11 protein-coding genes are annotated in these 12,336 nt (G+C 46.7%); all 11 read left to right on the top strand.

Annotation, left to right across the window (positions count from 1 at the left end; translation table 11 throughout):
- The first annotated feature begins 615 nt into the window (after nt 1-615).
- The 11 genes from GKG43_RS22030 to GKG43_RS21980 all read left to right on the top strand — a co-directional run bounded on the left by GKG43_RS22030 (nt 616) and on the right by GKG43_RS21980 (nt 12,307).
- Nucleotides 616-1,431: a 2-dehydropantoate 2-reductase gene (locus tag GKG43_RS22030; protein WP_330377761.1), complete on the top strand. Its 816-nt coding sequence runs from the start codon at nt 616-618 to the stop codon at nt 1,429-1,431.
- 86 nt (nt 1,432-1,517) lie between these two features.
- Entirely contained in the window at nt 1,518-2,315 is a 798-nt protein-coding gene (locus GKG43_RS22025; protein ID WP_055155308.1) for a hypothetical protein, read from the top strand.
- Between the two features lie 132 nt (nt 2,316-2,447).
- Entirely contained in the window at nt 2,448-3,164 is a 717-nt protein-coding gene (locus tag GKG43_RS22020; RefSeq protein WP_055155309.1) for a FadR/GntR family transcriptional regulator, read from the top strand.
- 369 nt (nt 3,165-3,533) lie between these two features.
- Nucleotides 3,534-4,520: a ketol-acid reductoisomerase gene (ilvC, locus tag GKG43_RS22015; protein ID WP_050638703.1), complete on the top strand. Its 987-nt coding sequence runs from the start codon at nt 3,534-3,536 to the stop codon at nt 4,518-4,520.
- Nucleotides 4,521-4,863: 343 nt separating this feature from the next.
- A complete protein-coding gene (locus tag GKG43_RS22010; protein WP_050638702.1) occupies nt 4,864-6,057 on the top strand; it encodes a GGDEF domain-containing protein in 1,194 nt (397 codons plus the stop codon).
- A 75-nt stretch (nt 6,058-6,132) separates the two neighbouring features.
- The gene (gene udp / locus GKG43_RS22005; RefSeq protein WP_050638701.1) at nt 6,133-6,930 is read left to right on the top strand and encodes a uridine phosphorylase; all 798 of its coding nucleotides are present in this window, start codon (nt 6,133-6,135) and stop codon (nt 6,928-6,930) included.
- Between the two features lie 66 nt (nt 6,931-6,996).
- Entirely contained in the window at nt 6,997-7,428 is a 432-nt protein-coding gene (locus GKG43_RS22000; RefSeq protein WP_050638700.1) for a cytidine deaminase, read from the top strand.
- A 183-nt stretch (nt 7,429-7,611) separates the two neighbouring features.
- A complete protein-coding gene (locus GKG43_RS21995) occupies nt 7,612-8,793 on the top strand; it encodes a phosphopentomutase (RefSeq protein WP_055155310.1) in 1,182 nt (393 codons plus the stop codon).
- 521 nt (nt 8,794-9,314) lie between these two features.
- Entirely contained in the window at nt 9,315-9,752 is a 438-nt protein-coding gene (locus GKG43_RS21990) for a MarR family winged helix-turn-helix transcriptional regulator (RefSeq protein ID WP_055155312.1), read from the top strand.
- Nucleotides 9,745-11,103, top strand: a complete 1,359-nt coding sequence (locus GKG43_RS21985) for an MATE family efflux transporter (protein WP_055155313.1) — start codon at nt 9,745-9,747, stop codon at nt 11,101-11,103. Before GKG43_RS21990 ends, GKG43_RS21985 begins: the two co-directional genes overlap by 8 nt.
- Before the next feature lie 388 nt (nt 11,104-11,491).
- On the top strand, nt 11,492-12,307 hold the full coding sequence (locus GKG43_RS21980; protein WP_070102568.1) for an Rpn family recombination-promoting nuclease/putative transposase: 816 nt from the start codon (nt 11,492-11,494) through the stop codon (nt 12,305-12,307).
- Nucleotides 12,308-12,336 lie beyond the last annotated feature (29 nt).

The following is a 12,336-nucleotide window of genomic DNA, read 5'->3' as shown; positions in this document are numbered from 1 at the left end:
CTCCTTAGAAACAGCTTTTTCCTGCCGGTTGGATGCGCCAGCTCCATGAAGGGATAGCCGAAAGCCTCCCGGAGAACATCCGTGTCCTTTCAAAAACGCTCAAAGCGGGCCTTAGAAATTCTTGGTGGGAAACAGCCCTGAAAATGGAGAGATTTTTGGATTCCGAATCCAAAAATCAGCTGACCCAGCGCGAGAAATCATCGGATTTCTCGTGATGTGTCAGTGGTGCTCCATTTTCAGGGCTGTTTCCCGCCTAGAATTTCTTAGGTCCGCGGCCGCGTTTTTGAAAGGACATGGATGTTCTCCGGGAGGTTTTCGGCTATCCCTTCATGGAGCGTCCCCATCCGTACCGCGACTAAAGCGCGTCACTAACTCCCGATTTAGATGTTGGCTGGAGCATGAACAGTAACGCTTTTGGCACTAATATAGAACATAGGTCTGCAAATGCTTGATTTTCGTGAAAACCGCATATATAGTATTAAGGAAGGTAATTGCAAGAAAAAGGAGGCATTTTAGATGAAAATAAAGAATGTGGCACTGATCGGACTTGGAGCCATGGGGGTGTTTTTTGCGCCAAGACTTGAGGAGCATCTGGGATAAGACAACTTTTGCGTAATCGCACAGGGGAAGCGGAAAGAGCGTCTCGAAAATCGGGGTGTCACGGTGAATGGTGTGAATTATCATTTCCCAATCTGCACTCCGGAAGAAGGCCGTGAGACGGATTTGATTATCATGGCAGTGAAGGATATGGGGCTGCAGCAGGCCATAGAGGATATCAGAAATTTTGTGGGTGACAGGACGCAGATACTCTGTGTTATGAATGGTGTGGAGAGCGAAGAAAAGGTGGCAGCCGTCTATGGATGGAATCATGTACTCTATTCATATATGAGAATGTCCATTGTCATGAAGAATGGCAGGGCTGACTTTGACCCTTATTGGGGCAAGGTGTATTTCGGCGAATCAGAAAATACTGTCCAGACAGAACGGGTAAAGGCGGTCAGTGAGTTGATGGAACACTGTGATATCCCATATAAGGTAGAAAAAGATATGATGTGGGGGCTTTGGTTTAAATATATGTGCAATGTCGGGGAGAACCTGACCTGTGCACTGCTGGGGATTCCCTTCGGGGCATTCCGCAGCAGCGAACCGGCCAATGAAATCCGCTGGGCGGCAATGAAGGAAGTTCAGGCAGTTGCGGCAGCAAAAGGAATCATTATAACGGAAGAGCAGATGAGAAAGCAGTACGAAACGGTCTGCAGAATTCCATATGATAATAAGCCTTCTACGCTTCAGGATCTGGAGGCAGGACACAAGACGGAGATCGATATGTTTGCAGGAGGTATGGTACGGATGGGAAAAGAACTGGGAATTGAGACCCCGATCTGCTGGATGTTACTGCAGGGAATCAAAGCGCTGGAGGAGAAGAACTGATTTGAGGAAGGGGGGAAGGTGTACTTTATAGGTGGAGAGGGGCGCTTACCTGGGGGAGAGTATGGAGCGGGGCGACTATTACAATTATGGGGATCAGGGAGATCCGGGATAACCAGAATGTAAAAGCGGTGATGCCTGCGCTGAGCGCCGAGATTATGGTTCCCTGGGAACCGGATTTTGCAGATGTCTGGATGCAGGAATTTTACGATATGTGGATGACAATTCCTTATGAGAATGACATTGAGGAGTACAAAAACCATCCGGAGAATTTTGGCTCCTTCCTGATTGGAATTAACGAGAAAGAATTTGACTATCTTAACCGTACGCTGGAATTTCCGATCGATAAAGCAAAATTTTTAGGCGGCAGAACCTGTATTTTATATAGGGACGGACTGGATTTCCAGACAATTGACCTGCAGGGGAAAACAGTGACCTGCGCGGAGTATGCCGATGTACAGAATTTCCGGACATTTGAGATTGCCGGCTTGACAGATCAAACGTATTATGCGGGCGCGCTGATTGGCTATCCTCCGACTATCATTATCAGCGATGAAGCGGCAAAGGAGTTTATCCCAGATGCATTTGTATATAAAGCGGCTGTCCGTTACCAAGAAGAATATAGTAAGGCTGCAGAGGAGGAAATACTCGGCCTTCTGCAGGCGGATCCCCATGCAAAGAGTTTTTCCTGGGAATCCAAGATAGAGGAGATGGAGTCGGTAGAAAAAGCCCAGGGAAATATGATGGAGGAGGGAATCGGAATTGTCGTGATCCTTGCATTCATCGGACTTTTGAATTACCTTAACACGGTAACCGGCAACATACAGAGCAGGCATGTTCTGGCGAAAAGGGGAAGTGTCGTAGAGCGGACCAGGGGCTTTGAATAATGAAATAAGATTTGACAGCGGGGGCAGGAAAAGGGTAAACTAAAACCATATTTTACGATGTACCGGTGCGCTGTCTCTCATTGCGGCGGTACACTAGAGCAAAGCTGATATTGCCGGAGGAGGAAACATAGGATGGAACAGAAAAAATCAGACTGGCTGACCCCGGTTCCCAAGCAGTCTTTATCAAAAATGGTGGTGGAAAAGATCAAGGAAGGCCTGATCAGCGGGGAATTAAAGCCCGGCGATTTCCTGCCTTCAGAAGCAGAATTATCTGAACGTTTTGGTGTCGGCAAATCCAGCATTCGTGAGGCTGTTAAGATGCTGGAGGCCCTGGGGGTTGTGGAGATCTGTAAGGGGAACGGAAGCCGCATATGCAGCAGCGTGGATGCTTCTGTTATGAATCCGCTTATTTTTCAGATGATCCTGATGAGTAAAGCGGAGAGTAAGGATGCACTGGTGGAATTCCGCAAGATGATCGAAACATCTGCCAGTCTCCTGGCCATTGATAATGCGGATGAGGAAGATATTGAGCGTTTAAAAGATATTCACATGAAAACAAAAAGTGATTTCAACAAGGGATGGGCGACAGTGGAAAACGACATGCTATTCCACGCGGAGATCTACAAGAGCACACACAATCCTTTTGTAGCCAGCATCGGAAACAGTATTATGGAAATGTTCCAACCGTCGCTTATGATCTCCAACCGGGATTATTCAAAGATCGTTACAGAAAATCATGATAAGATTCTGGAAGCGCTGATGCACAGGGACAAAAAGGCCATGACGCAGGCGGTTGCGGATTCGCTGGACAAATGGAAAGAACTTTCACTGGACGAAAGTCCGGATTAACAGGAAGCAGGTATCAGAAATGGTGCCTGTTTTTAATTTATTGAAAAATTAAAGGAAGACTTTTGTGTGTCAGAAAAAAGGGTTGTGCAGATTATATAAAATTGTATAGTAAACATTGTTGAAATATACAGAAAATACAAAATGATGTTGACGAAAAGAGATTGTGATGTTACCCTAACATTAGAGAACAGACATCTGATGTCTGATGTCTAAAACATGTACCCTTGGGCACGCTTAATTCATACCCAGCAGATGGATTCGCTGTAAACTGCAGAATAAAGCATACCCAAGGGTACCCTGTAACTCATGCCCTGCGGGCAGATCTGCAGCATAGCGGCAGAATAATGTATACATAAAGGAGAGAGAATTATGGCAAATATTTATTATGACAAAGATGCAGATCTGGGGCTTGTGATCGACAAGACCATTGCAATCATCGGTTATGGAAACCAGGGACGGAGCCAGGCGCTCAACATGCGCGACTCCGGTATAAAGAATGTGATCGTTGGCAGCCGTCATGACGAGTCCTATGATCAGGCAAATGAGGATGGATTTATGGTATATCCGATTGATGAGGCGGCGAAGCGGGCGGACATTATCTTCTTGCTGCTTCCGGATGAGGTGGCTCCGGAGATTTACGAAGAACAGATTGCTCCGAATCTGGAAGCCGGTAATATTGTGAACTTTGCTTCCGCATACAATATTACATTCCACAGGATTAAACCGGCGGCGGATCTGGATGTTGTCATGGCAGCTCCGAGAATGATTGGAAAAGGCGTGCGCGAACTGTATGAGCAGGGGGAAGGAGCGCCGGCATTTGTAGGCGTCCATCAGGACGCGTCAGGAATGGCCCTGGAATATGGAAAAGCGCTGTGTAAAGCAATCGGAGCCACAAGAAAGGGCGCTATCGAGGTAACGTTTGACGACGAGACCTGTCTGGATCTCATGGCAGAGCAGGGAACCTGGCCGATCATTTACAACGTATTTATGGAGGCATTCAAACTTCAGGTAGAAATGGGGCATCCGGAGGAAGCTGTATTGATGGAAATGTATCTCTCCAAAGAACCGGCGGTTATGATGGAAAAGGCAGCCGAAGTAGGATTTTTCCGTCAGCTTCCCTATCACTCTCACACCAGTCAGTATGGACAGCTGACCGGATTTCAAAAAGTGGACACGACCGAGATACGGAATTTTCTGAAGAAACAGTACGAAGGAATCAAGGGCGGCGCATTTGCAGAAGAGTGGGATAAAGAGCAGCATGAGAACAACTTAAGTACACTGGAAAAACTGGAAGAAGAAGCATTCAACTGTGAATTTACAAAGGCTGAGGACAGACTGAAAGAGCGCTTAAAATAAATCGGAGATTAGTTAAAAAGTTTAGTTTTGGCGGCGGACAGGGACGTGAAATAAAGGGATAGCTTATGGCTATCCCTTTATTTCGCTGGTTTTATCCGATCGGCAAAAAAATTGTCAGCCAGACTTCCTGACTGGGGGATGAAAAGCGGCGGCTGTTTCGTTACTGTGCACACCCTTCGGATGTGCACAGTAACGCTGTGTCTGTCCAGAAATGTAAATCCTGTAATTATGGTAGAGAAAAACCGTATTTCGTGTTAAAATATCACTATATCCTTCATAGCAGCGAAGGTGGGAAATGCCATTGGGTATGTATAAAGAATTATGGCATGTGGAGGCATACTGAATGAAGGCTGGCATATTTTTCAAAAAGCCGGGTCCCATACTGACACCGGATCAGAAACTGGGTTTCCGTGAATATTTTCCTCAAAAGGTGTATAAAACGGAACGGAACATTGCCGTGATTGTAGCAGGCACTCAGCTCTGCATGCTGTTGGTTTCAGCATGCAAAGCAGGAGGGCCTTTTGCTGATTCAGAATCAGCCCGGTATTTTTTTATGTATGTGATGCTTTTTCTTTCAACAGTCAGTATCCTACCTGTTCATGCCTCTCTTGTGAAGAAAAAGAAGTATCGGGAATACCTGTGGATCAGAAGGCTCTACGTAGTGATTTTATATGCCTGGGTTATCGGCATAACCCTTCTCGATAAGAGAAATGGAATGGGAATTGTTATCTATTGCTATCTGGTTCCGACTCTGGCGGCAGTGATGCTTCAGCCGCCGCTGGAAAGCATTCTGATCTTCGGGGGTTCATGGAGCGTGTTGACGGGAATGCTTGCATTTACCGCATCACCCCACTTTACTGCAGATCTGATTAACAGTTCATTTACGACGGTCCTGGCATTGTTTATCTCGATCCGGAGTTACCAGAGCATGGCGGTAACATACCGCGACAGGGAGACAATTGCAAAGCAGTACAGGGAAATAGAAAAGGCTAATGTGATGCTGAACAGAATGGCCTGCACGGATCAGCTGACAGGGCTGTATAACCGCAGGTATCTGATCGAAAATGTGCGCGGGCTTTTTGAATCCTATCAAAAGAGCCGGATGCATGCAGTGTTATTAATGCTGGATATCGATTATTTTAAGCAGTATAATGATACTTACGGCCATTTAAATGGAGATGAATGCCTGAAACAGATGGGGGCTGTGATCAGAACCTATTCCCAGGAAAACGGGATGATAGCGGTTCGGTATGGAGGAGAAGAATTTCTTGCTATTAAGTTCTGTGAAGCCCAGGAGGCCGGAGATTTTGCCGGAGAACTGCAGAAAAGGATCGCAAAAGCCGGCCTGCCCAGAGCGGATGCCAAAAACGGCAGGGTGACTGTCAGCATTGGCGTATGGAGGGGCAGTCTTGAGGAACTGGACAGTTTTGAGGTGGCGCTGAAATATGCGGATCAGGCATTGTATGATGCCAAAAAAGCAGGAAGGGACTGTATCTGTTATTATAATAATAGATGCAGTGTGCAGGAGAATTCATAAAATAGTAAAACGGGAGTAACAGTTAAGACTTGTCTGAACTATGACAAACGGAAAGGATAGGAAAGGGCTGAAATTATGATCAATTATTCTGAAAATGAAGAAAAATTATATCACCTTCAGATTGGCAGAGGAGATGTGGGAAGGTATGTGATTATGCCGGGTGACCCGAAACGCTGTGCCTCCATTGCAGGATACCTGGATAATCCTGTACTGATTGCTGATAATAGAGAATACATCACCTACACAGGTTCACTGGCCGGCGTAAAGGTCAGTGTGACGTCTACCGGGATCGGAGGACCGTCTGCTGCGATTGCCATAGAAGAATTGGTAATGGCCGGTGCAGATACATTTATCAGGATCGGAACCAGCGGGGGAATGGATATTGATGTAAAAAGCGGAGACCTTGTCATTGCAAACGGGGCAATCCGCATGGAAGGAACAAGTAAAGAATATGCACCCATAGAATTTCCGGCAGTGCCGGACTTTGGGGTGACGAATGCTCTCGTGAGAGCAGCGCAAAGACTGGAAAAGACTTACCACGTAGGTGTGGTACAGTGCAAAGACTCATTTTACGGCCAGCACTCACCTGAGACAAAGCCTGTGGGCTATGAACTTACAGCCAAATGGGATGCATGGGTGAAATTGGGCTGCAAGGCTTCGGAGATGGAGTCTGCGGCATTGTTTATAGCAGCCTCTTATCTGGGGGTGAGGGCAGGGTCGGTATTCCTTGTAATGGCAAACCAGGAGAGGGCAAAGCAGGGACTGGATAATCCGGTTGTCCATGACACGGACGCGGCAATCCGCGTTGCAGTAGAGGCTGTGAAAGAATTGATAAAAGAGGACCAGAGCGTGTACAATGCATCTAAATCATAGATGTTAAGTAGTGAGGAACACGGATTAAAAAGGTTTACGTATAGACCATAAGGAGTGTGAAATGGGATGGTGCCGGTGAAGAGATTGATTGAACAGGCGATGGAAGCAATGGGGAATGCGTATGCCCCCTATTCCGGCTTCAGAGTAGGAGCGGCCCTTCTGACGGAAGACGGCCGTATCTACCAGGGCTGTAATGTTGAAAATGCAGCGTATTCCCCCAGCTGCTGTGCGGAGCGGACGGCATTTTTTAAGGCTGTAAGTGAGGGGATAAGAAAGTTTGAGGCAATCTGTATTGTGGGAGGAATGAATGGAATCGTAACGGATTTGACCGCTCCCTGCGGTGTATGCCGGCAGGTAATGATGGAATTCTGCCAGCCGGACCAGTTTCAGATTATTCTGGCTCTGGATACGGAACATTATGAAATCCATTCCTTGGAAGAATTGCTGCCTGTGGGATTCGGTCCGGCTAATCTAGTACATCGTAAAACAAGTAACTGACTCATAAGCTGAGATAGATTTTCGAGAGTGCTGCTCCACAAACGCAAGCGTAGTGGGCTACGCTGAGGCTTGCGGAGCAGTACTATCGGAAATTCAGGTCGGCTTATGTGGCAGTTAATTATTTTACGATGTACTAGTATAGTATTAGGAAAGAAGACATTTGATACAGAAAAGGAGGTTACGATGAGCAAATATCAGAGAATTTTTGTAATTGTTGTGGATTCATTGGGAGTGGGGGCGGCCGATGATGCGGCAGAGTATCAGGATGCGGGCGCTGACACGCTTGGACATATTTCCCGGAGTGTGAAGCAGTTTCATATTCCGAATCTTGGAAAGCTGGGGATCGGGAATCTGCATCCTCTTGCACAGGTTCCTCCTGTACAGCATCCGCTGGCATATTATACAAAGCTGAATGAATGCAGCAGGGGTAAAGACACCATGACCGGCCACTGGGAAATCATGGGACTCAGGACAGATAAACCGTTTATTACATTCACAGAAACCGGCTTTCCAAAAGAGCTGATTGAAGAACTTGAGAAACGTACCGGTCACAAGGTCATCGGAAACCGGAGTGAGAGCGGCACGGTGATTCTGGACGAACTTGGAGAAGAAGAGATTGCGACCGGCCATATGATCGTCTACACATCCGCAGACTCTGTGCTTCAGATCTGCGGCAATGAAGAAACCTTTGACCTGCAGGAGCTGTACCGCTGCTGTGAGATAGCCAGGGAGCTGACCATGAGGGACGAGTGGAAAGTCGGGCGCGTCATAGCAAGACCTTATGTGGGGAAAAAGAAGGGAGAATTCAAAAGAACAAGCAACCGTCATGACTATGCAGTAAAGCCATTCGGGAAGACTGCGCTGGATGCGCTGAAAGAAAATGGCCTGGATGTCATATCAATCGGTAAAATCAACGACATTTTTGCGGGCCAGGGTATTACAAAGGCACTGAAATCCAAAAGCTCCGTACACGGAATGGAGCAGACCATTGAAGTGGCGGAGCACGAAGACTTCAAAGGTTTATGTTTCGTTAATCTGGTTGACTTTGACGCCTTATGGGGCCACCGGAGAGATCCCCAGGGTTATGCCCGGGAACTGGAACGGTTCGATGAAAAACTGGGAATCCTGCTGGATAGACTGAGAGAAGACGATCTACTGATCATAACAGCCGACCATGGAAACGATCCCACTTATACAGGGACAGACCACACAAGAGAAAAAGTACCGTTTCTGGCCTATTCCAAATCCATGGAAAGCGGGGGAGAACTGCCCGAGGCAGATACCTTTGCGGTAATTGGGGCGACAATCACAAAAAATTTCAACATACAAATGCCTTCAGGTACCATAGGGGAGGCTTTGTTGTAAGCGGGAGGAGTGGCTGGTATGGGGACGCTTGTCTGGAATGGGGAGGCGCCGACGGTGGGGGCGGATGCACCTAGCTAAGTGTGAGGGAAGGATGGAGGCCGCAGGGGAGGGGGAGGCGATTTCTGAGAGAGCGCGCGGTAGAACCCGTTGGAGAAAAAACAGGAAATAGGGAGGGCAGAATTTGTTTTACCAAAACAAATTCTGTTGCCGTTGGCGGCGCGAATGCATCGGCATTCGGGCCAACTGCGGCAAGTACCCTCCCTATTTCCTGTTTTTTCTCTTACGGGTTCTCCGCAAACGGACAGGATCCAGAAAATCGCCTGCCCCTCCCCTGCGGCCTCCATCCTTCCCTCACACTTAGCGGCCTCCATCCTTCCCTCACACTTAGCGGCCTCGCATCTGCCGCACAAGTTCACAATCTCCTTGACTTTTGGTGGGAGTGAGGGTATAATTGTTGTGTTGTACAACAGTTGTATTAGACAACAGTTGTACGGGAAACAAAGGCGATTTTGGGAGGAAGCATGAAGAATTATTACGTCAGTATTATCAGGCGGTGTGAGTTGGCATATATTCGAAGTGAATTGGAGGAGTTTGGACTTACCCCGCTGGAGGGGCGCCTGATACGGCTTTTGAAGGATAAGTTTTGCAGCCAGGAAGAATTGGCTGAGGATCTTGACATTGATAAAAGCAGGATTGCCCGCACGATGTTTCTCTTGGAAGAAAAAGGGCTGGTACATCGGGTGATTAATGAAAAGAACAGACGTCAGAAGATTGTTTCGCTGACTGAAAATGGGCTGAAGGTTTATGAGACCATCTGTGATATTTATGAGGCCTGGGATGATATCTGTTATAGAGGGTTTACGGACGAAGAGCGGAAGATGAATCAGGAATTTATTAAACGTATCTCCCAAAATGTAGTGGGGTACAAAAAGGAGAATGGGGGGAAGAATAATGGTTAAGAATCTTACAAACGGCAGGCCGCTGAAGCTGCTGTTTTTCTTTGCGCTGCCGATGGTGCTGGGGAATCTGTTCCAGCAGCTATATAATATGGTAGACTCTATGGTGGTGGGAAAGTTCGTTGGCGAGGATGCGCTGGCAGCGGTCGGGTCGTCCTTTCCCGTCGTATTTCTTTCTATTGCAGTTGCGGCGGGGCTTTCTATGGGGTGCACGGTTGTCATCTCGCAGTTATTCGGAGCCGGGCAGATTAAAGAGATGAAGACAACGATCTATACGGCTTTGATTACGCTGGGTGTGGTTGGGCTGTTTATCATGGCGCTGGGAGAAATCTTTTCTTCTCCTCTGCTAGGGCTTTTGGGTACGAATAAGGATATTTTTGCAGATTCACTTACATACCTGCGGATTTATTTTGGGGGCGCTATTTTCCTGTTTTTGTATAATTCTTTGAATGGTATTTATAACGCACTGGGGGACAGCCAGACTCCCCTTAAGTTTTTGATTGTTTCAGCACTGACCAATATCGTATTGGATCTGCTTTTTGTTATCCGTTTTCATATGGGTGTGGCGGGAGTGGCGTGGGCCACACTGATTGCCCAGGGGATGTGCGCGGTGTTTTCCTTTTTCGTTTTGATGCGCAGGATGAAGAAGATGGAAAATGAACCCGAATTCATTGGGGAGAAGCCGGGGCTGTTTGAGATGTCTGCAGTGAAAAGGATCGCAAAAGTAGGGGTGCCTTCTATGATTCAGCAGTCCATTGTATCCGTTAGCATGATGTTTATGCAGGGGCTTGTAAACTCTTACGGCAAGGTATTTGTTGCAGGATATACAGCGGCTACTAAGATCGATACTCTGGCCATGATGCCCAATATGAACTTTTCCAATGCAATGTCGAGCTATACGGCGCAGAATATTGGGGCAGGCAAGGAAAAACGGGTAACACAGGGGTATAAGGCGTGTCTGCTGATGGTACTGATTTTCTCTATCATAATCACCAGCGTGATCTTTTTGTTTGGACCGCATCTCCTGGGGCTCTTTTTGAATGCCGGCTCTGCAGGTACTGCTATGGGATACGGGCTGAAATATATGAAGACAGTTTCTGTATTTTATGTGCTGATGGGCTTTATGTTTGTAGGAAATGGTCTGCTCCGTGGGGCTGGGGATATGGGGGCATTTATGCTGAGTTCCATATCAAATCTGGTTTCAAGAGTCGTGATTGCTTACCTGCTGGCTTATTTTATCGGGTCAAGCGCCATCTGGTGGTCAATACCTATCGGGTGGGGAATCGGATCGATCTTTTCATTCCTGCGGATTAGAAGTGGGAAATGGAAGGCAAGGAAACTCTTAGAGAATTAATTCGTGGGGGACGCCACGAAATCAAGGAAAGGCAGAGGCAGCAGAAAGCGGGCACAGTTGTGTCTGGTTCCTGCTGCCTCTGTCTTTTCCTGCCCTAGTATAAGACAATCTAAATACCTTACTGTTTTGCAGGCCAGATTTTGTCTATTTATTGTCGGATTTATAAAAAATTCATTTGCTATCTGAAATAAGACATGGTATATTTTGCTCATAGATATCATAGAAGTGGTCACTTCTTATTTTCTATCCGGCGATCCGCCGGAACATTCAGCACAATGTCAGAGAACAGAACAAAGAGGGGGATGGTGCCTATTGGGCGTATAATATCAGTTTGCTTATGATTGCAAAGAAACATGAAAAATACTATAATTAAGGAGAACTAAGATACATGCAGGAAAAGAAAAAACTGAATAAGCAGATACAGAAAAACAGCTCGATTTTGGCGCCGCTGCAGAGATTGAATCTTATGGACGATTTTTTGTTTGATATCGCCACGCTGGATCTGGAATTGTGCAAGATTATACTGGAATTGTCTTTGGGATTCCGTATCCGGAGTATACGCTGGAAAGAAGGGCAGAAGGTCGTACATAATCTGCCGGGAAAGCGGGGGATTAGGATGGATTTCTATGTTGAGGACGAAGAAGGCAGGATTTTTGATGTTGAGATGCAGAAGCGCAATGAGGGTAATATTCCAAAACGCACCAGGTTCTATCAGGCGCTGCTGGATGCGCCCCTCTTGGAGAGTGGCGAAAAAGGATTCGATAGTTTGAACCCGACGTATATTATCGTGATTTGTGGATTTGATCTCTATGGGCTTGGCAGATACAGATATACCTTCGAAAACCGATGCTGTGAAGTGGAGGGACTCGTCTTGGGAGATGAATGTAAAAAAGTGATTCTCAATACAAAAGGAACAAATAACGATGAGGTGGAACAGACACTCATTGATTTTCTGCGATACGTAGAACACAGTACGGAGGAAAGGGTTCCTGATGGGTGCGATGAGCGGTTAAAGTATCTGCATGAGAAGATTAAAGGAATCAAATCAAATGAGCAGATGGGAGTGACCTATATGAAGATGGAAGAAAGGGACAGGTTGATTAAGGAGGAAGGAATAGAACAGGGGATAGAACAGGGGATAGAACAGGGCATTAAGTATAATGTACCCATAGATGTGGACACATTAAGAAGAAGGGTTCCCTAAAAATGGACACTAAAAAGAAGGCATAAAAC

It is taken from the genome of Eubacterium sp. BIOML-A2 (assembly GCF_009680135.1).
Taxonomy (GTDB): domain Bacteria; phylum Bacillota; class Clostridia; order Lachnospirales; family Lachnospiraceae; genus Faecalicatena; species Faecalicatena contortus_B.
This window is presented reverse-complemented; position numbering and strand designations above follow the sequence as displayed.